We start from the raw sequence: 21935 nt of genomic DNA, 5'->3' as shown, positions 1-21935 counted from the left end.
ACTACAACCAAAAAATCCTATATTGCGCCCTCTTCATGTAAAGCGCTGATTTCATTATCATTATATCCCAGTTCCTGCAAAATATCCAGCGTATGTTCGCCGAGCTTAGGCGCTCTCATGCGAATGGTACTTGCATCCTCACTGAACTTTACAGGTCCGCCGATATACTGCAGCCTTCCAAGATCGCTATCTGCCTCCTGCAGGATATGCTCCTGCGCCGTCAGCTCACTGTCCAGCGCTTCCTCCAGACTGCATACAGGTGTTACGCAAAATTCTGCGCCGCCGATAAGCTCCAGCCACTCTTGCTGAGTTTTAGTGGCAATTTTAGCAGCCACCAACTGCTGCAGCTCCTCCTCATGAGCAAAATCATATTGGCGTTTTTCCAACTCCGGACATTCAATCAAATCGCAAAAGCGCTGCCAAAACTTAGGCTCGATAGTACCGACTGTCAGATATCTGCCATCTGCGGTACGATAAATATTATAGTAATGCGCTATGCGTCCAAAGGGCTTTTCGCCTGTTTCCCTGCAGCCCCACAAGGCGCTGATACCTGTCACCTGCATAGACAGTGCCGTAGCATACAAATTAACATCAAGCCATTGTCCCTTGCCGGTACGTTCGCGCGCCAGCAGTGCCATCGAAATCGCACTTAAAGCATTCAAACCGCTGCCGATAGCGCTCACCTGCACCTCAGATACGCAGGCTCTGCCGATATCATCAAGATTATTTAAGCCTGCAAGCCCCACAACATTCAGATCATGCGCAGGCTTATGCGATTCCTGGCCGAAGCCGGTAATCGAGCAGTACACCAGACGCGGATTGATTTTGTGCACGCTTGCATAATCCAGTCCATAACGCGCCAGATATCCCGGACGGAAGCCCTCTAGAAAAACATCAGCCTCTTGCAGCAGCTTCAGCAGCAAATCACGTCCGCCGTCCTTTTTAAGATTTAGGGCAACGCCTCGCTTATTGCGGTTCAGCATCAGATGCCAATAGCTCATACCTTTAGTTTTTTCAGGCCAAAAGCGTCGCGTCGCATCGCCCTGCAAATCCTCAATCTTGATAACATCCGCGCCGTAATCACCCAACAGCATACCGCAATATTGTCCCGGCAGCCATTTGGAAAAATCAATAACCTTAATACCTTCTAACAAAGCCAAATTTGTCACTCCTGTTCTGCTTAATAAGCTTTTATATTCTGAAAAATTTTCTTATGAATTTATTCAGATATGTTCACAAAACACCTATTTAAATGCTATAATATAGTTATATCATCGTTAGCCATACACAACTTTCCCATGGAGGTTTTTATATGCAAACCCGCAAGCTGACATCAGCAGCGCTTCTGATTGCCATCGGCACACTGAGCGCACATTTAATTTATATCCCGGCAGGTGTTTCCAAATGCTTCCCTGTGCAGCACGCCATCAATGTTATGGGCGCGGTTCTCTTGGGACCTGATTACGCCGTTGCTATCGGCTTCATCATTGCCTGTCTGCGCAACATGCTGGGCACAGGCTCACTGCTGGCTTTCCCCGGCAGTATGATCGGTGCAGCCCTCGCAGGACTGGCCTATAGCCGTTACAAAACATTGCCGGCAGCTATGGCCGGTGAAATTTTCGGTACCGGTATCATCGGTGGCTTCGTTGCCTGGATTATGGCCACTCTGCTTTTAGGCAGCAAGGCTGTAGCCTGGTTCTTTATCCCGCCGTTTTTGGTAAGCACCATCGGAGGCAGCGTTATTGCCTGCCTGCTGCTCAAAACCGGCTTTTTTAAGCAGTTCAGCAGCAAAGAAGGTAAGTAAGATGAACTTCGGCGAAATTGTTAACCTTCTTCTTTATGCCTTCAGCGGCATTTGCTTCGGAGCCTTTGCCTCACGCTACAGCGTTTTCAGTGCGCTGCACATTAAAAGCAAATGGCAGGAGGAAGGCATCAGCTGTCTTTTCAGCTGCTTGCCGCAGCTGCTCTTTCTCAGTGTAAGCTTTTTCCTTTTTCCGACATGGTTTATCAGCAAGACTCCTACCGGAGGCTTCTTTTATTACGCAGTACTCGCATTCTTTTTCAATAAAGGTCTGCGCTTAAACAATAAAAAATAAAGTAGGTGAAAAAATGACACACATCCACAATCATGCCTTGCCTCTCCCCGGCAATGATGACGAAAAATATATCCAGCCTATGGCAGATATTTTTAAAGTTCTCAGTGATCCCACCCGTATCCGCATTCTCTCCCTGTTAGCACACGAGGAAATGTGCGTTACCTGTATTGCCGATGCCCTCGGTATGACTCATTCCGCTATTTCGCATCAGCTGCGTCTGCTGCGTGCCACCAACCTGGTAAAATTTACCAAGGACGGCAAAGAGGTTATCTATTCTCTGGATGACAGCCACGTGCTCAGTCTGTTTGACCAGGCACTGGACCATGTAAAGCATAAGGTATTATAATGCTGATTGGCGCTGTAAAAGCGCCAATTTTTTTATGCCTTTAAAGCGCACCGCGCCATTGGCGGATAATCTCACTCTTATAGACCGAGGTCCAGCTTAAATCATCTACCGGCACGCGGACATTACCTATAAGCTCCCTGCGGCCGTCATTATAGGGATATTTTTTTACATGCCACATATAGTGATAACCGTTAGCAGGCAACAGCTCTACACCCGCATCACTCATCAGATAATCCAAAAAGGCACGTGCCTCATCAGGATGCTCCGCGCTGCGCATAATTGCTGCACCGGTAAGCATCGTGCGGTTGGCATCCTTCACCACTGTCGCAAACAGATGACGATGACGCGCTTCCATCAGTAAAGCATAATCCAACGGTACTACAGCAACGGTTTTTTTACCGATATACACAAGGTCTACAGCCTCGCCGAAGCTCTTAGTATAAACAGGCTGCTGCGCATTAAGCTTGGCTGCATAAGCCATAGCCTGCTCCTTGCCGCGCATCTGCCAGATGCTTGTAATCATGCCGAAGCTTGCACCGCCAAGATCAAAGTCGGCAATCGCCAGCTCATCCTTAAGCTGAGGTGCCAAAAGCTCATCCCAGGTTTCCGGGGCATACAGACCATAGGCATGCAGATTATTTTTATTGCTCAGCAAAGCAATATAGCTCAGATACAAGCTCGTCCATTGTCCTGTGCGGTTGCGCAGCTCTGCCGGCACCTTGTAGGATTCCTTGGCAATATACGGCTGCAGAATATGCTGCTCATCAGCCATGAAGTATTCCTCACTGGTGCCACCCAGCCAGACATCAAACCTGTGCTTACGCAGGTAATCCAAACGTTCCTGCTGCGTGCCTCCCGGCAAATAGCTTATATTTACTTTTACACCGGCAGCCTTGCTGTAGCTGTCGGCAATAACCTCCGTCAGCTTGGTGCCCATGCTGCTGCAGAGCTGCAGCTCCTTAGGCTGTGGCTGTTGGCTGCCGCAGCCTGCTGCCAGCAAAGCCAGCAGCGTTAAAATATATATTATAACTTTTCGCATTATCTTTTCCGCCTTTCGCTATGCTATTATTATAGCATGAATGCCAAGCTTTCTCCATATTTTAGGCAGCTTGCGGCTTGCTACAAATCCTTTGTTGCCTTATAATAAAATGCATAGATATAAAAAATTATTGCAAGGAGATTGTCTATGAGTTTCGGCAAGAATGACATCTATGATTTGCTAAACGCTAAAAACATACCGTTTACCTGTACGGAGCACCGGCCGGTTTATTCTATGGAAGAACTTGATGCACTGGAGATACCTGCCAATGCCGTTATCTGCAAAAATTTATTTTTGCGTAACAGCAACGGTAAGCAGCACTTCCTTCTGACCGTTCCCGCAGCTACGCCTGTTGACCTAAAAGAGCTTGCAGTAAAGCTTGCAAGCTCCCGCCTCAGCTTCGCTTCGGCAGAGCGTCTGGAAAAATATCTCGGACTGCAGTCCGGCTTAGTTTCTCCCTTCGGCCTGTTGAACGATACAAGCAAAAGCGTTATCTTCGTCAGCAGTAAAAACTTACCGCCATCCGCCATCATCGGTATTCATCCGAACGATAACACCGCTACCGTCTGGCTTACTTTCGGCGATTTACTGGCATTGTTGTCTGAACTGCAGGTAGAAGTAAAGCTGATAGAGATGTAAGTATAAAGCATACTTGCGTAAAATGAGCGTTAAGACTGCCCTCGCTGTGTCTAAAAAACCTGGACCTGTAACGTTTTTCCGCACTTTTTACAATCATTTTGTCACGTTTTTCCGCGTTTTATCATTGCTTTCTGTAACGTTTTTCCGTATTTTTTATGCCTCATCCGTCACGTTTTCCCTAAAATATAAAACCGCACCAACGTTAAACGCTGATGCGGTAATAATTCTATTTTCATTTTACAGCCTGAGCTACAGACTGATTCATCTCAACACGGCCAACGGCGGCAACAGGCTCAACCTCAGCTTTTACGCGCTCCCAGATAACGAACTTAGCCTTGCTGAAACCGTTAAAGGTAGTTGCACTGGCAGAGGTATAGGCACCGCAGCTAGGAACCAGCAGCAAATCGCCAACCTGCAGCGGTACTGTCAGGCGTCCGCGGAACATAATATCCAGGGAATCGCAGCTCGGTCCGGCAAACGTCGCTGCCACCTTTTCCTCACCCTCACGGAAGCTAATCAGCTTGAAATCCCACTGGTCAAAGAGTACACCGGAGAAGGTTCCATATAAACCCTCATCGAGGAAGTACCAGGGCTGGCCGCCGCGCTCGGTAACGCCGATGACGCTGGTAATCAGATTAACCGCCGTACCGCAAATATAACGGCCTGGTTCGGCCCAAATTTCGGCATCGGCAAAATCTTCATCCAGACGTGCGTTAATCTGGCGCAGCATTTCCGGCAGATTGAATTTCACCTTCGGCTCAGGAATAGGGAAGCCGCCACCGATATCAAGAATGCGCAGCTTCAAGCCTGCTGCCTCAGCCTCCTCAAACAGCTCACGCGCAATATCCAGCGCATGCAGATAAGGATCAGCGCTGACAGTCTGGCTGCCTACATGAAAGGCAATGCCGCCCATATCCAGGCCTGCTTCCTTAGCCTGCTGCATCAATGCCAGAGCATTTTCACGCGCAGCACCGAATTTTTTATTCAGATCAACATGTGCCGAGGAATTGTCGATACGCAGTCTGAGCAGTACAGTCGCATCCGGGCACTGTTTTTTTATTTTATCTATTTCACTGGCGCTGTCAAATGTCATCTTGCGTACGCCACAGCTGCGGCAGGCCTCCAAGCCTACGCCTGTCTTTACCGGATTAGCGTAAATCAGACGACCGCCATCCACACCCATATCATGCAGGGTGCGGATTTCTCCATCGCTTGCTACATCAAAGCAGGAGCCCATATCTGCCATTACCCGCAAAATGTCCGGATGAGGATTAGCCTTAATCGCGTAATGAATTTTGACACGCGGCATATATTTTTTCAAAACCTTGTAGTTCTTTTTGATTTCATCAAGAGAAAGTACTAACAGCGGTGTACCGAAACGTACCGCTAATTTTTCTACAGCCTGCTGGCTTATTTGGAAATGTTTTTTATTACTCATAACACTCTCCCCTTGCTATTGCATTTATTTTTTCTTCTATGATTGTACCACAATAATTTGAAAGTACAATAGGAAAACGGCAAAAAATTGATTTTTTTCGAGGAGAACGGGAAAATTTTCCAATAATCACGGATTGGCTCATTTTTGACTGTAAAATAGCGAAAATTTCGCCATAAACATATGAAACAACAGAAACATATCTGAATCCGGCAGGCAAAAATAAAAGGTTCTATAATAAGTGTTGGGGTATTGACCTAGATTAGGTCAATACTTCCAGCACTTATTTTTTTAGACAAAAAAATAAAGCATAAAATGCTGGAATTGTAGTAAAATATCATCGACCAAAACAATACAATCTACAAAGGAGACCAGACACCTTATGCTTCACGACAATTATACACAATCCATTCCTTTTTTTAAAGGGGTAAACACAAAATATTTTGAGGAAGATGAATCAACAGGATCATATAAAGCCTTTATAGAGATGCCTGTGAAAGAACATCGCTGTCCTCACTGTGGTAATAGTACTACTTATATTAAGGATTACAGACTTCAAACGGTCAGAGATTTAGTCGTTTTAGGCAAGCCGTTAATTGTCACAATAAGAAAAAGACGTTATATTTGCAAAAACTGCAATACTACTTTTACTGAAGAAAATTCATATATAAAAAGATATTGCCATTTTCCAGACAGGCTTTATCTTGAATCAATCAAAGAAACTTTCCGCTTGCAGAGCTTTTCATCAATAGCTAAAAGATTTGGAGTATCTGTAACCAGTATAATAAGATGGTTCGACAAACTCAATTACCCTCATCCTAAGTTACCGGAATGCATAGCAATAGATGAATTCAGAGGCAATGCCGGTGGTGAAAAATTCCAGTGCAATATTGCAGATCCTGTAAAACATAAAGTAATAGATATTCTGCCAAGTCGCAATACGGAGAATCTTTGCAAACATTTTTTGGAATATCCATATAAAGAACGTGCTGCGGTCAAGAAGATAATTATGGACTTAAGTATTTTGTTCAGGTCTGTTGCCAAGACCATGTTTCCCGAAGCCAAGATAGTAGCAGATAAGTTTCATGTTATCAGAGTAGTCATAAACAGCCTGGAGAATGTTAGAAAACGCATCCAAAAAGAATTTCATGCAACAAAACGAAAATGGTTCAAGCGAAGTCGTTATCTTTTGCTTAAGCCGGAATACAAACTGACAGATGAAGATAAAGCAGAATTGGCTCGAATGTTAAACTCATCCTACGATCTTGAAAAAGCATATGTTTTGAAAGAACGTTTTTATGAAGTATTCAGGAAGCAGACAAGAACTGAAGCAAAAAAAGAACTGGGAAACTGGTTATTGTTGGCAGCTGATTTATCACTTTCTGAATTTAGGCATTGCATTACGACTTTTAGTAATTGGAAAACTGAAATCGCAAATATAATTGACGAAAGAGTTTCTAATGGGTTTATTGAAGGCAGTAATAATAAAATCAAAGTATTGAAACGAATCAGCTATGGTGTAAGGAATTTCGACAGATTTCGAAACAGAATACTGTATCTAGAATAAAATATAGTAAAATCGCATTAGGATAACTATGTCTTATTTTAGAAAAATAAAACCAGCCTCCAATATAAATATACTAGAGGCTAGTTGAATTGCAAAAATAATTATGTATTGTCTAGGTCTATGATATTAAAGTCTTGAATACCCCAAAACTTGACAAAGAACCAAATAAAAGCGTTGAAATGCCGGTTAAATGACATTTCAACGCTTATTTTTATTCAGCTGTATCTGCGCAGCTTATTTTTTCGGAGCGGGAATTACATCGCAGCCCATGTAAGGACGCAGAACCTCAGGAACAACTACGCTGCCATCAGCCTGCTGATAGTTTTCCAGAATAGCAGCAACGGTACGGCCAACAGCTACACCACTGCCGTTAAGGGTATGTACAAATTCCGGTTTGGATTTTGCATCACGACGGAAGCGGATGTTAGCACGGCGTGCCTGGAAGTCCAGGAAGTTGGAGCAGGAAGAAATTTCACGGTAGCAGTTTGCTGCCGGCAGCCATACTTCGAGATCATAGGTGGTAGCGGAGCTGAAGCCCAGGTCACCGGTGCACAGACGTACAACATGGTACGGCAGGCCCAGTAATTGCAGGACTTCTTCAGCATCGTTGGTCAGCTTGTCCAGCTCAGCCCAAGATTCTTCCGGTTTGGTGAATTTAACCAGCTCAACCTTATTGAACTGATGCATACGGATCAGACCACGGGTATCACGGCCTGCAGCACCGGCTTCTGCACGGAAGCAAGCGCTGTATGCGGTATATTTCAGCGGCAGCTCGTCGCCGGTCAGAATATCATCACGATGATAGTTGGTTACAGGAACCTCTGCGGTCGGAATCAGGTACATATCGCCGTTTTCCAGCTTGTACATATCCTCGGCAAATTTCGGCAGTTGGCCGGTGCCCTGCATGCTTGCACCGTTAACGATGAACGGCGGGAAGAATTCGGTATAGCCATGCTTTCTGGTGTGTACATCCAGGAAGAAGTTGATAACGGCACGCTCCAGACGGGAGCCCATGCCACGATAGAATACATAACGTGCACCGCTAACCTTAACGCCACGTTCGAAATCCAGAATGCCCAGGTTTTCACCGATATCCCAGTGAGCCTTAGGTTCAAAATCAAATTTGGTCGGTTCGCCCCAGGTGCGGATAACCGGGTTGCAGGTATCATCCTTGCCTACGGGAACATCTTCTGCGGGAACGTTAGGAATAGTCAGCAGAATGCTTTTGATTTTTTCTTCAATCTCTTTCAGTTTCTTGTCATCTGCAGCAATTTTATCGCCGAGAGCACGAACTGCAGCCATCTGCTCAGCAGCATCCTGACCGGCTTTTTTCAGCTTGCCGATCTCCTGAGATGCAGTGTTGCGTTCTTTTTTCAGTGCTTCTACCTGTTGGGTAATTTCACGACGTTGTTTATCCAGTTCCAGGAATTCAGTCAAATCAAGGCTGCCATTACGGCTTTTTACAGCCTCTTCGACCAGCTTCGGATTTTCGCGGACGAATTTTAAATCTAACATAATATAGCCTCCAAACAATTTATCATAACTTATATTGTAGCATAAATCACGCCGGGATAAAAGATTTTACTGCAATTTTTAATAGCCGATTCCCTCATCGCGACGTGCAAGATAGCGGATTGCCGAAAGAGCAGCCTTTTGGCCCTGACCGGCAGCACGGTTTACCTGCCAAGGCTGACCTGTGCAGTCACCGCCGGCAAAAACGCCTTCAATATTTGTTTGCGCCTGATCATCAACATAAATGCTGCGGCCGCGGATTTCCAATCCCGGCAGGAAGCTGTTGAGCGGATCGCTGGCGCGGAAAACAAAAGCAGCCTTAACGCTGTAAAAATCATCGCCTGCACGCAAGCCGGTAACCTTGTCGGTACCGGTAATTTCTGTCGGCTTATCCAGCACTACAGTAATATTTTTCTTTTTGGGCGGAACAAAACCGGAATACAGCGGGAAGAAGAATACATGCTCGCACTGGTCTGCCAGATATTCAACCTCTTCCAGAGCATCAGGTACAGTAGCAATAGCAGCCACGGACTTGCCCTTATATTTATCAGCATCAACAACAGCGCAGTAGCTTACGCCCTTACCCAAAAATTCCTTTTCACCCGGGAAAAGGGTAGAGCGGGAAATACCGGTTGCCAATACTACGGAATCCGCAGAATATTCACCATGCGGCGTACCCAGCATAAAGCCTTCGCCTACTTCACGCAAAGAAATAATTTTGGCCTCAATAATATCTACTTCCATCTGCTTGAGATGATTTACAAAAATATCCATAAGCGCAGTACCGGAAATATCGGGTATACCCATATAATCTGTAATCTGCGCTACACTACGCAGACGGGGGCTGAAGCCATGGGCTTCAAACAGAACAACCTTACGTCCCTTGCTGGCTGCAGTAATCGCTGCAGATACGCCGGCAGGACCACCACCAATAACGGCAATATCGTAATCCATAAGTCTATCCTCCGTACAAAAAATTTAGAACCTACTATAACACTTTAATTGTATGCTTTTCTAGATACATAGTCAAATGTTTTTATGCTTCCGGAGATTTTTTAAGTTTTTTTGAAAAAAGTGCTTGACATTTTCCTGCATATAGAGTATTATAATCAAGTAACGTGACCACGGCCCATTAGCTCAGTTGGTAGAGCACCTGACTCTTAATCAGGGTGTCGTAGGTTCGAGGCCTACATGGGTCACCACATTTGGCCGGTTGGTCAAGCGGTTAAGACACCGCCCTTTCACGGCGGTATCGGGGGTTCGATTCCCCCACCGGTCACCAAATACGGGCGCTTAGCTCAGCTGGGAGAGCGTCTGCCTTACAAGCAGAATGTCAGCGGTTCGATCCCGTTAGCGCCCACCATTTTTTTGCCCATTTTGCCTCAATATTGTAATGGCCCGGTGGTTCAGTTGGTTAGAATGCCGCCCTGTCACGGCGGAGGTCGTGGGTTCGAGTCCCATCCGGGTCGCCATTACGCCTCGGTAGCTCAGTTGGTAGAGCAAAGGACTGAAAATCCTTGTGTCCACAGTTCGATTCTGTGCTGAGGCACCAATCCAAAAACAGCACCTGCTATTGCGGGTGTTTTTTTATTATCTGTATATCTATATCTGCTTAAACACATTTTTCAGCCAGCAAGGAGTGTTATCATGTTTGAAAAATTTTTCCATGAAGTAACCGGTCCCTATATCTGGGGTCTGATTCTGCTTTTATCCCTGCGTGCCATCTTCTCTTCCTTACGTAAAAAGGATTATCCGCACGCTGCTGCTTTTATCGTCGTAGCCATTGCTGCCGCATTTATGACAGCAAGCGCACTTGATATGCTTCCGCCTGCTATAGCAGAAATATTTGCATAAGAAAAACGCCGCTTACGCGGCGTTTTTTTGTGCTTATTTTCAGTTGATGCCGGTTACATCAAAGCCGGTATCCTCAACAGCAGCCTTCAAAACTGCATCATCCAGGCCTGTGCCATCAACAACCGCATTATTGTTTTCCAAGGAAACAACAACACTTGTTACACCTGCTACAGCAGCAAGTGCTTCCTTAACGGCGCCAACACAATGCTGGCAATGCATACCTTCGATAGCAATAGTCTTAGTCATAATAAAATCTCCTTTGCAATTACAATTTTATAAAACGCAGTCTTAGTGCGTTAGTAACAACAGAAACACTGCTGCAGCTCATCGCCGCCGCTGCAATCAGCGGATTCAGCAGCCAGCCGAAGGCAGTATAAAATACACCTGCAGCAAACGGAATACCGACGGCATTATAAATAAAGGCCCAGAAAAGATTTTCCTTGATATTGGTCATTACACTGCGGCTTAAGCAAATTGCCTTCGCCACATCCAGCAAGTCGCTTTTAATCAAAACCATATCAGCAGCCTCAATCGCAATATCCGTGCCGGCACCGATAGCGATACCTACATCGGCACGCGCCAACGCAGGCGCATCGTTGATGCCATCACCTACCATGGCAACAATATGGCCTTCCTGCTGCAGCTTGCGTACCACCGCTTCCTTATCCTGCGGCAGCACCTGCGCAACAGCCTCATCAACACCTACCTGTGTGCGAATCGCCTCCGCCGTCGCCCGGTTATCACCGGTCACCATCAGCACATGCAGGCCCATAGCCTGTAGCTTGCCGATTGCCTCCTTGCTCGTAGCCTTTACGGTATCGGCAACAGCAATACAGCCTAAAAGCTCGCCCGCACGGACAAAATATAACGGTGTTTTTCCCTGAGCCGCCAGCTTGTCATACTGGTCCATCAAACTGCTTGTATCAACATTCAACGCCTGCAACAGCTTCATATTGCCTGCTGCGCACTCATCGCCTGCAAGCTCAGCAGTAAAGCCCTGACCGGAGATTTGCTTATAATTACATACTTCTAAAAGTGCAAGCTGCTTTTCTTCAGCAGCAGCAACAATAGCTTCCCCCAAGGGATGCTCCGACAGCTTTTCCAAGCCTGCGGCAAAGGCCAGCAATTCATTTTCCGTAACCTTTACAGGCAAAATATCCGTCACTACCGGCTTGCCCGCTGTAATCGTACCTGTTTTGTCTAAGATAACGGTATCAACCTTATGCGCCGTTTCCAACGCTGTTGCCGATTTAATCAGAATGCCGCTCTTGGCACCACGCCCCGTTCCTACCATAATCGCTGTCGGTGTTGCCAATCCCAAAGCACAGGGGCAGGAAATGACGAGCACCGAAATAGCTATCGTCAGTGCAAAATGCCAGCTTGCTCCCAGCGCCAGCCAGACAACCGCCGCAAGCACGGCAATGCCTATAACAGCAGGCACAAAATAGCCGCTCACCTTATCAGCTAGCTTGGCAATAGGCGCTTTAGAAGATGTTGCCTCATCCACCAGCGCAATAATCTTCGCTAAAGCAGTATCAGCGCCAATCGCAGTCGCTTCCATCTTAAAGTAACCACTTCTGTTAATAGTGCCGCCGATAACCTTGTCACCGATTGTTTTATCTACCGGCAGGCTTTCACCCGTCAGCGCACTTTCGTCCAAGGCACCGCTGCCCTCAATGATTTTGCCGTCCACAGGCACGGACGCACCGCTTTTTACAATCAGTACATCACCTGTAACTACCTCCTCTACAGGAATTTCTCCCTGCAGGCCGTGGCGTTCGACAAGCGCCATCTTCGGCGTAAGCTTCATCAGCGCCTTAATCGCATCAGAGGTGTGGCTCTTCGCCCGCGCCTCCATAAACTTGCCTAAGGTTACAAGCGCCAAAATAACGGCACTCGCTTCAAAATATAAAGCATCGGCAAAGCCTGGCAGCAAATCAAGACGGTTATGGCCAAAGGCATACGCCATGCCAAATACGGAATACAAACCATAAATAAACGATGCACCGCTGCCTACGGCAATCAGGGAATCCATGTTAGGCGCACCGCTTAAAAGATTACGCACACCGTGGATAAAATACTTGCGATCGATAAAGAGTACCGGAATACACCACAGCATCTGCAGCAAAGCATTAATCATCTCGTTTTCCTGCCCCAGAATAAAGCCTGGCAGCGGCCAGCCCCACATGCGCCCCATATGCTGATAAAAAACAAGGCCGGCAAAAATCAGCGAGCCGATAAGACGCTGCTTCATCTCCGCCATCTCCTGCGCCGCCGTATCCTGCTGCGGCACAGGCGCTGCAACATTTGCAGCATGCACTCTCGCGCCAAAGCCCAGCTTTTCAATGCGGGCAATAATCGCTTTTTCATCTACAACACTTTCGTCAAAGGTAACGTGCGCATTATTTTTCAGCAGATTAACACTCATCTGCTCCACGCCCTGCATCCTGTTGACAACCTTTTCGATGCGTGACGAGCAGGCACTGCAACTCATGCCCGTTATATCAAGTAATTGTTTTTTCATTGTGGCTCCTTTCGTTTACTATCTATTTGACGTAAAATTTTTTGTCTGCTATTATTATAGCAAACGCTACCTTTATTTCAAGAATGCACTATTTAGGTAGATAGTATACAAAAAGATACTGTAAAATAACATATCAACTTCTTTGCTCCATGCAGAAAGGATAATTCAAATGAAAGACACCATTAACGTCAACTGTCCCGTTGCTGCCACGCTGCAGCTCATCGGCGGCAAATATAAAGCATTGCTCCTGTGGCATCTGTCAGGCAAAATTCTACGCTTCAATGAACTGCGCCGCCTCGTCCCCGAGGCTACGCCCAAAATGCTCACCCAGCAATTACGCGAGCTGGAAGGTGACGGCTTGATTGCGCGCAAGGTGTACGCCGTCGTTCCGCCTAAGGTTGAGTACAGCCTGACGCCGCGGGGTGAAAGCCTCTTTCCCATCCTGCAGGCCATGTATGCCTGGGGCAGCAAGCTGCTGGAGGGCGAAGGCATCTGCCCGGAATGCTCCATGAAGCCTATGGAAGCAGAACATTGCTGCTGTCACGACAAAACCGAATAGAAACGAAAAACTTCGGTAGAACGATGATATTTAGCGTTCTACCGAAGTTTTTTATTTGCTGTTCTTTTCATAAACTGCAATTTCAATCAAATTACCATCCGCATCCCGCAGATAAATGCTTTGCATTGCTCCACAGGCACCATGACGTGCCACAACACCTTCCTCAATCGGATAGCCCTTAGCTTCTATTTCTGCTTTAATTGTGCAGATATCCCTGTCAGCAAGCAGGCAGATATCCTGACTGCCGTATGTAGGATGCTGCGCTGCCGGCAAAAATTCTGCCGGTCTGCAGTGAATATTAATCTTCTGCACACCAAAGTAAAAAGCATGCTTGCCATTTTTCAACTCATGACGCAAACCTAAAACGCCTGCATAAAATGCTATGCATTTATCAATGTTGGCTGTTGTGATAACAATATGGTCTAAACCAGTTATACGCATGAAAATCACCTGCTTTAATCTAAATCTCCCAAACAGGAATTATCAAATTATCTCTGTCAAATGCCGTAAACTTATCACTCAGGCACAAAATTCCACCTGTCCCACGCTTTAAGCTGGTCTTATCCAGCACACCAAAAACATTCGTCCAACGTTTGTCCGGCATCATGGTTTTCTTTACTTCGAGCGGATACAATGTACCATTGCGTTCAAGAACAATATCAATCTCCTTATTATCCTTATCACGGTAATAATAAATAAACGGCTCTAAACCTGCATTTTGATAGCTTTTCACAATCTCAGACACAACAAAGTTTTCTAAAATTGCCCCACTCATTGCGCCATTCATCAATGTCTTACTGTCTGTCCACTTCGTGAGATAGGCAACTAAACCGCTGTCATAAAAATATAGCTTCGGCTTTGTCACCATACGCTTCAGCAAATTATTACTGTATGGATGCAGGTAAAAAATAATTCCCAAGCGCTCTAAAATGTTCAGCCAGTTTTTCACAGTAGGCACACTGATTTCTACTGCATCAGCTATAGTTTTATAATTCACCATCTGGCTAGTAAGCGCCGCAACAACAGTGACAAAGTTCAAGAATTTAAAAGAATCAACTCTATCCGCAATCTCCTTGACATCCCTGTCAATATAGGTGGAAATATAGCTGCTATAAACTGCCGCCTGTTCTTTTTTTACTCCACTAACAATGGCAGGCATAGCACCACGCCAGATCCGCTCAAAAACCTCCTGTATGCTTGCAGGAGAAACAGCTTTGCTACGCATTAACAAGCGCTCAAAATCAACTGTAAACGGTTCAGACGTACAGCCACATGCCTCTGCCTGCGATAAAGGTGACATGTGCAGCAAGCAAACACGCCCCGCCAAGGATTCCTGCACACCATCCATCAATTTAAAAATCTGTGAACCTGTCAGCCAAAAATCTCCTGCCTGCTGATGCTCATCAACATAAATCTTAATATAAGGAAAAAGCTCCGGTGCATATTGCACCTCATCAATGAATACCGGTGGCTTATGCAGCTGCAAAAACAGTTTAGGATCGTTTTTCGCCATCTCGCGTTCTGTAATATCATCAAGTGTAACATATTCGCGATTTACATTCTCTGCCTCAGCCAGTCTTTTTAACATAGTTGTTTTGCCAACCTGCCTGGGACCGGTCAATAGGACAACAGAAAATTCCTGCGCCATTCTTTTAAATGTCGCCTCCATTGCTCGATTAATATAAGCCATAGTCATCATCCTTTCCTTGTATTCTATGCAAAGTATATCCCATATAATACCTAAAAGCAAGCAGAATATCGGCTAAACCATAATCGTCCTTACGATTTAGCCGAACTTTTTGCGTTTCTACTTTAAAACAGCCGAAATATTTTATTCACACACATCTTGCAAATGGTTTTAAAACAAAATAAATAATACAAAAAGCACGCTGCAGCCTGCGCCAAGCGCAAGCCGCAACGTGCTCATATAATGCTTATAATCAGCCGATTTCTGCTTCCTTTTCAGTACCGCGAACATTAATCGGATGGTTGTTTTCGTCAACCATTACAACCTTCGGTACATAGGTTTTAGCTTCTTCCTCGGTCATGAGGCTGTAAGCGATGATGATAACAGTATCACCAACCAGAACTTTACGTGCAGCAGCACCGTTCAGGCAGATAACACCGCTGCCACGCTCACCGGCAATAACATAGGTTTCCAGACGGTTACCGTTGTTGTTGTCAACGATTTGTACACGCTCGCCCGGAAGAATACCGGACAGCTCCAGCAGCTCGCTGTCGATAGTAATGCTGCCCATATATTCCAGATTAGCCTGGGTTACGGTAGCGCGATGAATTTTGCCATGGTGCATAGTATAAAGCATATTATTTCTCCTCCAAAACTACATTATCAATCAGACGGGTGGTGCCGAATTTAACAGCTACAGCCAGCAGGTTGCTGCCTGCCATCGGAGCTGCTACAGGTTTCAATTCCGGCAGTGCGTAAATTTCAACATAATCAATATCAGACATAGGCTCTTCTTTAATGGAAGCAGTAACAGCCGCGGTAATCTTAGCAGCGTCACGTTCACCTGCTTCGTACTGCTCCTTAGCAGCCTTCAGGCTACGGCTCAGTACCAGAGCTGCCTTGCGCTCTGCTTCATTCAGATAGGTGTTGCGGGAGCTCTTTGCCAGACCGTCAGCTTCGCGGACAATCGGCATAATGCGCAGCTGGATATTGAAGAACAGGTCTTTTACCATGCGCTTCAGAACCTCAACCTGTTGTGCGTCCTTCTGGCCGAAGTAAGCACGGTCCGGTTGTGCCAGGTTGAACAGCTTGGTAACAACGGTAGTTACACCGCGGAAGTGAATCGGACGGGTACGGCCGCACAGAACCTTGGTAATCTCACCGGTTACTTCTACCCAGGTTGCATCCTCACTCGGATACATTTCCTTCGGAGCCGGAGCGAAAACTACGTTAGCGCCCATGCTTTCTGCCAGCTTGCAGTCTGCTTCCAGAGTACGCGGATAAGCATCCAGATCTTCGTTAGGACCGAATTGAGTCGGGTTTACGAAAACGCTGACTACAACAAAGTCATTTTCCATGTTAGCTGCTTTAATCAGGGATGCATGGCCTTCATGCAAAGCACCCATAGTAGGCACCAGACCGATGGTCAAACCCTGAGCTTTAGCTGCTGCAACCTCTTCGCGCAGCTCTGCAACTGTATGTACTAATTTCATTTTGAATTACCTCACTTTATGTATAAAAGTATTAATATAATTTTTCTAAAACAGCATCGTCAATCTTAAAGGTATGCTCCGGAGCAGGGAAACTTCTTGCCTTGACATCGGCAATATATTCCTTTACTGCTTTTACGGTAGTATCATGCAGATTAGCATACTTCTTAACAAATTTCGGGCAGAAGCCGGTGGAAACTCCCAGCAAATCGTTGCATACGAGCACCTGGCCATCGCAGCCGTTGCCGGCACCGATACCGATGGTAGCCATGGTTTTCAGCTCGCTGGTTACCTTCGCAGCCAGTGCGGCCGGAACGCATTCCAGCACGCAGGCAAAAGCACCTGCAGCCTCCAAAGCCTTGGCATCATCAATCATTTTTTGTGCAGCGGCAATATCCTTGCCCTGTACCTTGAAGCCGCCCAGCTGATTTACAGATTGCGGAGTCAGACCGATATGAGCACATACAGGAATGCCGGCCTGTGTCAGGCGCTCTACAAGAGGAACTACTTCAGAACCGCCCTCTAGCTTAACTGCGGTACAGCCTGTTTCCTTCAGGAAGCGTGCCGCATTATACATTGCATCAACAATGCTTGCCTGATAGCTCATAAACGGCATATCGCCAACTACTAAAGCAGTACTGTTGCCACGCATAACAGCCTTGGTGTGATGAATCATTTCATCCATCGTTACAGGGACTGTGGAATTATATCCTAAAATTACGTTACCCAGGGAATCACCTACAAGAATCATATCTACGCCTGCTTCGTTCACGTTGCGGGACATTGCTACGTCGTAAGCGGTTATCATCGTGATAGGTTCGCCCTTTTGCTTCATTTCTCTAATCGTTGCGACTGTTACTTGTTTGTTAGCCATAATATCCTCCAAGCAAATTTCTCAGCTCATCAGCTGCATTTTCGTCAATAGTGCCATTAGCAAGGGCCAGCGAGATTGTCGCCAGGCCCAGAGAGCAATAGGCAGGAATTACAGCTGCCGGCAAGGCAGCAAGATGTTTCGCTACCGTGCTGACATCACCGCGGGCAATAGGTCCTGTAAGAACCGCCGCAGGATTTTTCGTAGCCTGCAAATTAGCCGCTGTGCCTTTGAACAATGGCAGCAACGCTTCCCAGGCAGCTTCGTTGCTGCCGGTCCAGCGAGCCATCAGCTGCGCCGCCATAGCCTCCACCGCTACAGCGTAGTTGGAGCAGATGCACGCTGCCGCATGATAGGCCGCACGTTCTGCAGCTGGTACGCTGAACGCTTTTCCGTCAAAAAGCTCTACGAGCTTTTGACCTGCGTCCTGCGCTTCGCTGTCACCGTCCAACGCCATATACACACCTGCAAGCTGTGTATTTCCGCCGGCAAAGCTTTGCAGCGGATGCAGACTGCCTACGTGTGCGCCTAACTGCGTAAGCGGAGCCAACGGCTCCAGTCCTACACTGCCGCTCACATGCAGCACAACCTTAGCCGCCGGCGTCACGCTTTGCGCCAGCTCCTCTGCTACCGCGCCAATTAACCGATCCGGTACGGTAAGCAGCAGCACGTCCGCTGCCTGCCACAGCTTTGCGTTATCCGTCGCCGGTACGCCAAACTGCTGTGCCAGCTGTGCGCTGTGCTGCTCGGATGCAGCAGTAATGCCGGCAAGTACGCCTGCTTCACGCAAGCTTGCAGCCAGACGGCTGCCAACGCGGCCACCGCCAATAATACCAACCTTCAAGATTGCCCTCCCTTCTGACCACAGGAGACGCTGTGCAAATTCAAGGCTACGGAATTGCCGATTAATGCCGAAGCATATAAAAAAGCGCATTCCGGTACGGAATGCGCATAGTTAGCCTGTTTGCGTCTTCGTCCCGGTCTTATAGATCCAAGCGAGTATTGACTTAAAAATTTTTCAGAAGTAAGCTTTACTGTTAACTGCTCCAGCTCATCCTAAATGCTACTGTGCATCAGTAAATTTTACCGCACTTATAATAGCATAGAAACGCGCAGTTTGCAAGCAAAATATGCTATAATGAAAGAAAAACGCAAGGAGGTCATCAGCATGCCCTATGTAAACATCAAAATCACCAAAGAAGGTAACGTTACACCCGAGCAGAAGCGTGCTCTCATCGAAGGCGCAACCAATCTTCTGCACGACGTTTTAGGCAAAAACAAATCCACCACCGTTGTCACCATCGACGAGGTTGATACAGATAACTGGGGCATCGGCGGTGTACCTGTAACCGAAATCCGTAAAAACGCAGCAGCAAAAAAATAATTTTTCCTTTATATTAAGATGATTCTTCGTTAACCACAAAATAAGCAAAGATTGACAGTTATAACCACAAAATATGGCTGTCAATCTTTTTTTATGCCCAACCGGTATAGTTAACCATACTATTTTGCTAGGTTGACATTAAATTTTCCACAGCGTATACTTAAGCTACAACAAAGTTAACCATATAGAATCTTAAGTTAACCAAAATAAATTACGAAGGTGAAAATTATGAGTAAAGGTCTTTTCATTACAGCAATCGGTACAGATATCGGTAAAACATACGTTACCGGCCTGCTTGTTAAACGCTTACGCGATGCAGGCATCAACGCAGGCTACTACAAAGCAGCGCTGAGCGGCGCCGAAGAACAGCCTGACGGCACCTGGCTGCCGGGCGACGCAGCCTTTGTTGCCAAAACCGCCAACATCCCGGAAAAGCCGGAAAACCTTGTTTCCTACATTTATAAGGAAGCAGTTTCCCCACATCTGGCAGCACTGCGCGAGGGCAATCCTGTAGAAATGGAAAAGATTGAAGCTGATTATCAGGCTTCACTTGCCAAATACGATTACGTTACTATGGAAGGCAGCGGCGGCATCATCTGCCCTATCCGTTGGGATGAAGAACACATCCTGCTCGAGGACATCATCCAAAAGCTTGATTTAGGTGTACTGGTAATCTCCAACGCAGCGCTTGGTTCCATCAACAACTGCGTACTGACCATCTCCTACCTCAAGCAGAAAAACATTCCCGTCCGCGGCATCATCCTTAACAACTATGACGGCAGCAACTTCATGCAGGCCGACAACAAGCGTATGATGGAAGAAATTACAGCGGTCCCCGTACTTGCCTGCGTACCGCCGAACGCCAGCGAGCTGGATATTGATGTAGAAGTACTCAAAGGATTATATAAATAAAAATCAACAGCCCCCTTTAGTCTCGCTCACGCTCGACAGTTCCCCCAAGGGGGAACCAAGAAAGTCCTAATTACAGACTCTTGCCTGCCCCTATGGGGAAGGTGCCGAACAACGTGAGGCGGAAGGGGGAATAAACAATAATGACACAAAACTCAGGAGGAAAAAATGAACGATAAAGTAGCAGATTTACAAAAAAGAGATTTAGCCCACATCTGGCATCCCTGTTCCCAAATGAAGGACTACGAAACCTTACGTCCCATCATCGTTGACCACGCTAAAGGCCCTTACCTTTACGCAGCTGACGGCACCGAATATCTCGACATCATCAGCAGCTGGTGGTGCAACCTATTAGGTCACTGCAATCCCAAAATCAACGCTGCCATCAAAGAGCAGATTGAACAATTAGAGCACGTTATCTTCGTTAACTTCACCCACGAGCCTGCTATTAAGCTGTGCGAAGAGCTGGTTGATGTTCTCCCCAAAGGCCTGAACAAATTCAACTTCGCCGACAACGGCTCTTCTTCCGTAGAAATCGCACTGAAAATCGCTTTCCAATATCAGCTGCAGACCGGTCACCCGGAAAAACAGCGCTTCATGTGCCTCAGCGAAGGCTATCACGGCGAAACCATCGGTGCTCTTTCCGTAGGCAGCATGGACCTGTTCGCACAAATGTACAAACCCATGATGATGAACAACATCCATGTAAAGGCACCGGACTGCTACCGTTGTCCGTTTGCCAAAGACCGCGAGCACTGCCAATGCGAATGCTTCAAATTTGCTGAGGAAGAATTTGCCAAACATGCTAAGGAAACTGCTGCCATTATCGTTGAGCCTATCGTCCAAGGCTGTGCAGGTATGCGTATTTATCCGCCTCTTTACCTGCAAAAGCTGCGCAAGCTCTGTGATGAGTACGGCGTACTGCTGATTGCCGACGAAATTGCTACCGGCTTCGGCAGAACCGGCAAAATGTTCGCCTGCAACCATGCAGGAATTACCCCGGATATCATGACCATCAGTAAGGCACTCACCGGCGGTTATCTGCCGATGGCTATTGTCTGCACCACAGACAAGATTTACGATGCCTTCTATGACGATTACAACAAAGGCAAGCAGTTCATGCACAGCCACACCTATGCCGGTAACCCCATCGGCTGCGCTACTGCCCTCGCTGTACTCAAGATTATGAAGGAAGAAAATATTCTCGAGCATGCTGCGGAAAAAGCAACATATTTCCACAATGCGCTCATGGATACCTTCGGCGCTCATAAAAACATCGGTGAAATCCGTCATATCGGCCTGATTAACGCGATGGAGCTTGTTACCGATAAGGATAAGAAAATCGGCTTCGACGGTGACCTGCGTATAGGCTACGAAATTTATAAAAAAGCACTTACCCACGGTTTGCTGCTGCGTCCTCTGGGCAACGTCATCTACTTCAACCCGCCGCTGAATATCGAAAATAAAGATCTGGATAAGGCTATAGCACTGGCTAAACAGTCTATGGATGAGGTTTTAAAGTAAGGAGCAAATAAATGAAAGATTTGAGTATGAAAGAGCTGACTACCATCGCTTTATTAGGTGTCTTGATTCTGATTTCAGGTTCTTTTAAAATCCCTTCACCAATTGCCGGTGGCGAATTCCAGTTATCTGCACCAATTGCCGTACTCATCTGCGCCTGCTTCGGCTTTAAACGCTACATTATCGCAGGTATCCTTGCAAGCATGCTCGGTATGATGCTAGGCATGCACAACATCATCAACGTGCTTGTACAGATGGTATTCCGCGTTGTTGCCGGTGGCACCATGGCTCTGCTCGGAACCAATCTGCTTACTGTTGCTGTCAGCGGCCCGCTCGGAACCTTCGCTGCCCGCCTCGTACTGTGGCAGGTTACCGGTGTAAACTGGATGGTACTCACCGCCGCAGCCTTCCCCGGTATGATTTTCACCGCAGTTGCCGCCGGTGCATTCTATAAGCCTGCTCAAAAGCTGCTTACCAAAGTTGCTTTGCTCAGAGGCTGATA

General features: G+C 46.7%; 24 protein-coding genes and 5 tRNA genes. 16 read left to right on the top strand and 13 right to left on the bottom strand.

Features of this window, described 5'->3' with window-relative positions; genetic code table 11:
• Window positions 1-17: 17 nt before the first annotated feature.
• Window positions 18-1160 carry a CaiB/BaiF CoA-transferase family protein gene (locus KAH19_RS04870; protein ID WP_210685332.1) on the bottom strand — a complete coding sequence of 381 codons (1143 nt, stop codon included), beginning with the start codon at window positions 1158-1160 and terminating at the stop codon, window positions 18-20.
• A gap of 152 nt (window positions 1161-1312) precedes the next feature.
• On the opposite strand from KAH19_RS04870, the gene thiW reads away from it, so the two are divergent.
• The 3 genes from thiW to KAH19_RS04855 are packed head-to-tail and all read left to right on the top strand — an operon-like array spanning window position 1313 to window position 2442.
• A complete protein-coding gene (gene thiW / locus KAH19_RS04865; protein WP_009145153.1) occupies window positions 1313-1804 on the top strand; it encodes an energy coupling factor transporter S component ThiW in 492 nt (163 codons plus the stop codon).
• 1 nt (window position 1805) lies between these two features.
• A complete protein-coding gene (locus tag KAH19_RS04860) occupies window positions 1806-2096 on the top strand; it encodes a hypothetical protein (RefSeq protein WP_210685331.1) in 291 nt (96 codons plus the stop codon).
• 13 nt (window positions 2097-2109) lie between these two features.
• A complete protein-coding gene (locus tag KAH19_RS04855) occupies window positions 2110-2442 on the top strand; it encodes a helix-turn-helix transcriptional regulator (RefSeq protein ID WP_246869430.1) in 333 nt (110 codons plus the stop codon).
• A 40-nt stretch (window positions 2443-2482) separates the two neighbouring features.
• Here the strand turns inward: KAH19_RS04855 and KAH19_RS04850 are convergent, their stop codons facing one another.
• Window positions 2483-3481 (bottom strand): extracellular solute-binding protein, encoded by a 999-nt coding sequence (locus KAH19_RS04850; protein ID WP_210685330.1) that lies wholly within the window; start codon window positions 3479-3481, stop codon window positions 2483-2485.
• A gap of 147 nt (window positions 3482-3628) precedes the next feature.
• Here KAH19_RS04850 and KAH19_RS04845 point away from each other — a divergent pair, with 147 nt between their 5' ends.
• Window positions 3629-4120 carry a prolyl-tRNA synthetase associated domain-containing protein gene (locus KAH19_RS04845; protein WP_210685329.1) on the top strand — a complete coding sequence of 164 codons (492 nt, stop codon included), beginning with the start codon at window positions 3629-3631 and terminating at the stop codon, window positions 4118-4120.
• Between the two features lie 232 nt (window positions 4121-4352).
• Here KAH19_RS04845 and KAH19_RS04840 read toward each other — a convergent pair whose 3' ends face one another.
• Window positions 4353-5558 carry a type III PLP-dependent enzyme gene (locus KAH19_RS04840; protein WP_210685328.1) on the bottom strand — a complete coding sequence of 402 codons (1206 nt, stop codon included), beginning with the start codon at window positions 5556-5558 and terminating at the stop codon, window positions 4353-4355.
• A gap of 379 nt (window positions 5559-5937) precedes the next feature.
• Here KAH19_RS04840 and KAH19_RS04835 point away from each other — a divergent pair, with 379 nt between their 5' ends.
• Window positions 5938-7122, top strand: a complete 1185-nt coding sequence (locus KAH19_RS04835; RefSeq protein ID WP_210685327.1) for an ISL3 family transposase — start codon at window positions 5938-5940, stop codon at window positions 7120-7122.
• A gap of 234 nt (window positions 7123-7356) precedes the next feature.
• Here the strand turns inward: KAH19_RS04835 and serS are convergent, their stop codons facing one another.
• Together serS and KAH19_RS04825 are read right to left on the bottom strand one after the other, a co-directional pair.
• Window positions 7357-8637 (bottom strand): serine--tRNA ligase, encoded by a 1281-nt coding sequence (serS, locus tag KAH19_RS04830; protein WP_210685326.1) that lies wholly within the window; start codon window positions 8635-8637, stop codon window positions 7357-7359.
• 78 nt (window positions 8638-8715) lie between these two features.
• Entirely contained in the window at window positions 8716-9588 is an 873-nt protein-coding gene (locus tag KAH19_RS04825; RefSeq protein ID WP_210685325.1) for an NAD(P)/FAD-dependent oxidoreductase, read from the bottom strand.
• Between the two features lie 172 nt (window positions 9589-9760).
• Here KAH19_RS04825 and KAH19_RS04820 point away from each other — a divergent pair.
• The 6 genes from KAH19_RS04820 to KAH19_RS04795 all read left to right on the top strand — a co-directional run bounded on the left by KAH19_RS04820 (window position 9761) and on the right by KAH19_RS04795 (window position 10488).
• Window positions 9761-9836: transfer RNA gene (locus KAH19_RS04820), tRNA-Lys, on the top strand.
• Window positions 9837-9841: 5 nt separating this feature from the next.
• Window positions 9842-9916: transfer RNA gene (locus KAH19_RS04815), tRNA-Glu, on the top strand.
• A gap of 5 nt (window positions 9917-9921) precedes the next feature.
• Window positions 9922-9997, top strand: a tRNA-Val gene (locus KAH19_RS04810).
• A 32-nt stretch (window positions 9998-10029) separates the two neighbouring features.
• A tRNA-Asp gene (locus tag KAH19_RS04805) sits at window positions 10030-10106 on the top strand.
• A 4-nt stretch (window positions 10107-10110) separates the two neighbouring features.
• Window positions 10111-10186, top strand: a tRNA-Phe gene (locus KAH19_RS04800).
• Between the two features lie 95 nt (window positions 10187-10281).
• Complete coding sequence (locus KAH19_RS04795) at window positions 10282-10488, top strand: hypothetical protein (RefSeq protein WP_210685324.1); 207 nt, start codon at window positions 10282-10284, stop codon at window positions 10486-10488.
• Between the two features lie 39 nt (window positions 10489-10527).
• On the opposite strand, the gene KAH19_RS04790 is transcribed toward KAH19_RS04795, so the two are convergent.
• On the bottom strand, window positions 10528-10734 hold the full coding sequence (locus KAH19_RS04790; protein WP_210685323.1) for a heavy-metal-associated domain-containing protein: 207 nt from the start codon (window positions 10732-10734) through the stop codon (window positions 10528-10530).
• Window positions 10735-10753: 19 nt separating this feature from the next.
• Window positions 10754-13012: a cation-translocating P-type ATPase gene (locus KAH19_RS04785; protein WP_210685322.1), complete on the bottom strand. Its 2259-nt coding sequence runs from the start codon at window positions 13010-13012 to the stop codon at window positions 10754-10756.
• Window positions 13013-13181: 169 nt separating this feature from the next.
• On the opposite strand from KAH19_RS04785, the gene KAH19_RS04780 reads away from it, so the two are divergent.
• A complete protein-coding gene (locus tag KAH19_RS04780; RefSeq protein WP_210685321.1) occupies window positions 13182-13571 on the top strand; it encodes a helix-turn-helix domain-containing protein in 390 nt (129 codons plus the stop codon).
• Between the two features lie 51 nt (window positions 13572-13622).
• Here the strand turns inward: KAH19_RS04780 and KAH19_RS04775 are convergent, their stop codons facing one another.
• The 6 genes from KAH19_RS04775 to KAH19_RS04750 all read right to left on the bottom strand — a co-directional run bounded on the left by KAH19_RS04775 (window position 13623) and on the right by KAH19_RS04750 (window position 18463).
• On the bottom strand, window positions 13623-14012 hold the full coding sequence (locus tag KAH19_RS04775; protein WP_210685320.1) for a VOC family protein: 390 nt from the start codon (window positions 14010-14012) through the stop codon (window positions 13623-13625).
• 19 nt (window positions 14013-14031) lie between these two features.
• Complete coding sequence (locus tag KAH19_RS04770) at window positions 14032-15261, bottom strand: ATP-binding protein (RefSeq protein WP_210685501.1); 1230 nt, start codon at window positions 15259-15261, stop codon at window positions 14032-14034.
• A 250-nt stretch (window positions 15262-15511) separates the two neighbouring features.
• Window positions 15512-15895, bottom strand: coding sequence for an aspartate 1-decarboxylase (gene panD, locus KAH19_RS04765; RefSeq protein ID WP_009145844.1), 384 nt, complete (start codon window positions 15893-15895; stop codon window positions 15512-15514).
• A gap of 1 nt (window position 15896) precedes the next feature.
• The gene (gene panC / locus KAH19_RS04760; protein ID WP_210685319.1) at window positions 15897-16751 is read right to left on the bottom strand and encodes a pantoate--beta-alanine ligase; all 855 of its coding nucleotides are present in this window, start codon (window positions 16749-16751) and stop codon (window positions 15897-15899) included.
• Window positions 16752-16782: 31 nt separating this feature from the next.
• Window positions 16783-17622, bottom strand: a complete 840-nt coding sequence (panB, locus tag KAH19_RS04755) for a 3-methyl-2-oxobutanoate hydroxymethyltransferase (RefSeq protein WP_210685318.1) — start codon at window positions 17620-17622, stop codon at window positions 16783-16785.
• Window positions 17615-18463: a Rossmann-like and DUF2520 domain-containing protein gene (locus tag KAH19_RS04750; protein ID WP_210685317.1), complete on the bottom strand. Its 849-nt coding sequence runs from the start codon at window positions 18461-18463 to the stop codon at window positions 17615-17617. Before KAH19_RS04750 ends, panB begins: the two co-directional genes overlap by 8 nt.
• A 324-nt stretch (window positions 18464-18787) precedes the next feature.
• Here KAH19_RS04750 and KAH19_RS04745 point away from each other — a divergent pair, with 324 nt between their 5' ends.
• The 4 genes from KAH19_RS04745 to KAH19_RS04730 all read left to right on the top strand — a co-directional run bounded on the left by KAH19_RS04745 (window position 18788) and on the right by KAH19_RS04730 (window position 21933).
• Window positions 18788-19003 carry a 4-oxalocrotonate tautomerase family protein gene (locus KAH19_RS04745; RefSeq protein WP_246869428.1) on the top strand — a complete coding sequence of 72 codons (216 nt, stop codon included), beginning with the start codon at window positions 18788-18790 and terminating at the stop codon, window positions 19001-19003.
• Window positions 19004-19231: 228 nt separating this feature from the next.
• A complete protein-coding gene (gene bioD, locus KAH19_RS04740) occupies window positions 19232-19915 on the top strand; it encodes a dethiobiotin synthase (protein ID WP_210685315.1) in 684 nt (227 codons plus the stop codon).
• Window positions 19916-20080: 165 nt separating this feature from the next.
• Window positions 20081-21436, top strand: coding sequence for an adenosylmethionine--8-amino-7-oxononanoate transaminase (bioA, locus tag KAH19_RS04735; RefSeq protein WP_210685314.1), 1356 nt, complete (start codon window positions 20081-20083; stop codon window positions 21434-21436).
• Between the two features lie 11 nt (window positions 21437-21447).
• Window positions 21448-21933 carry a hypothetical protein gene (locus KAH19_RS04730; protein ID WP_210685313.1) on the top strand — a complete coding sequence of 162 codons (486 nt, stop codon included), beginning with the start codon at window positions 21448-21450 and terminating at the stop codon, window positions 21931-21933.
• Window positions 21934-21935 lie beyond the last annotated feature (2 nt).

It is taken from the genome of Phascolarctobacterium sp. Marseille-Q4147, assembly GCF_017968825.1.
Taxonomy (GTDB): Bacteria; Bacillota; Negativicutes; order Acidaminococcales; family Acidaminococcaceae; genus Phascolarctobacterium_A.
This window is presented reverse-complemented; position numbering and strand designations above follow the sequence as displayed.

What these genes read in the sequence shown, in the direction of transcription:
- thiW (WP_009145153.1), top strand. Translation starts at nt 1,313, where the DNA reads ATGCAAACCCGCAAGCTGACATCAGCAGCGCTTCTGATTGCCATCGGC.
- KAH19_RS04860 (WP_210685331.1), top strand. Translation starts at nt 1,806, where the DNA reads ATGAACTTCGGCGAAATTGTTAACCTTCTTCTTTATGCCTTCAGCGGC.
- KAH19_RS04855 (WP_246869430.1), top strand. Translation starts at nt 2,110, where the DNA reads ATGACACACATCCACAATCATGCCTTGCCTCTCCCCGGCAATGATGAC.
- KAH19_RS04850 (WP_210685330.1), bottom strand. Translation starts at nt 3,481, where the DNA reads ATGCGAAAAGTTATAATATATATTTTAACGCTGCTGGCTTTGCTGGCA.
- KAH19_RS04845 (WP_210685329.1), top strand. Translation starts at nt 3,629, where the DNA reads ATGAGTTTCGGCAAGAATGACATCTATGATTTGCTAAACGCTAAAAAC.
- KAH19_RS04840 (WP_210685328.1), bottom strand. Translation starts at nt 5,558, where the DNA reads ATGAGTAATAAAAAACATTTCCAAATAAGCCAGCAGGCTGTAGAAAAA.
- KAH19_RS04835 (WP_210685327.1), top strand. Translation starts at nt 5,938, where the DNA reads ATGCTTCACGACAATTATACACAATCCATTCCTTTTTTTAAAGGGGTA.
- serS (WP_210685326.1), bottom strand. Translation starts at nt 8,637, where the DNA reads ATGTTAGATTTAAAATTCGTCCGCGAAAATCCGAAGCTGGTCGAAGAG.
- KAH19_RS04825 (WP_210685325.1), bottom strand. Translation starts at nt 9,588, where the DNA reads ATGGATTACGATATTGCCGTTATTGGTGGTGGTCCTGCCGGCGTATCT.
- KAH19_RS04795 (WP_210685324.1), top strand. Translation starts at nt 10,282, where the DNA reads ATGTTTGAAAAATTTTTCCATGAAGTAACCGGTCCCTATATCTGGGGT.
- KAH19_RS04790 (WP_210685323.1), bottom strand. Translation starts at nt 10,734, where the DNA reads ATGACTAAGACTATTGCTATCGAAGGTATGCATTGCCAGCATTGTGTT.
- KAH19_RS04785 (WP_210685322.1), bottom strand. Translation starts at nt 13,012, where the DNA reads ATGAAAAAACAATTACTTGATATAACGGGCATGAGTTGCAGTGCCTGC.
- KAH19_RS04780 (WP_210685321.1), top strand. Translation starts at nt 13,182, where the DNA reads ATGAAAGACACCATTAACGTCAACTGTCCCGTTGCTGCCACGCTGCAG.
- KAH19_RS04775 (WP_210685320.1), bottom strand. Translation starts at nt 14,012, where the DNA reads ATGCGTATAACTGGTTTAGACCATATTGTTATCACAACAGCCAACATT.
- KAH19_RS04770 (WP_210685501.1), bottom strand. Translation starts at nt 15,261, where the DNA reads ATGGCTTATATTAATCGAGCAATGGAGGCGACATTTAAAAGAATGGCG.
- panD (WP_009145844.1), bottom strand. Translation starts at nt 15,895, where the DNA reads ATGCTTTATACTATGCACCATGGCAAAATTCATCGCGCTACCGTAACC.
- panC (WP_210685319.1), bottom strand. Translation starts at nt 16,751, where the DNA reads ATGAAATTAGTACATACAGTTGCAGAGCTGCGCGAAGAGGTTGCAGCA.
- panB (WP_210685318.1), bottom strand. Translation starts at nt 17,622, where the DNA reads ATGGCTAACAAACAAGTAACAGTCGCAACGATTAGAGAAATGAAGCAA.
- KAH19_RS04745 (WP_246869428.1), top strand. Translation starts at nt 18,788, where the DNA reads ATGCCCTATGTAAACATCAAAATCACCAAAGAAGGTAACGTTACACCC.
- bioD (WP_210685315.1), top strand. Translation starts at nt 19,232, where the DNA reads ATGAGTAAAGGTCTTTTCATTACAGCAATCGGTACAGATATCGGTAAA.
- bioA (WP_210685314.1), top strand. Translation starts at nt 20,081, where the DNA reads ATGAACGATAAAGTAGCAGATTTACAAAAAAGAGATTTAGCCCACATC.
- KAH19_RS04730 (WP_210685313.1), top strand. Translation starts at nt 21,448, where the DNA reads ATGAAAGATTTGAGTATGAAAGAGCTGACTACCATCGCTTTATTAGGT.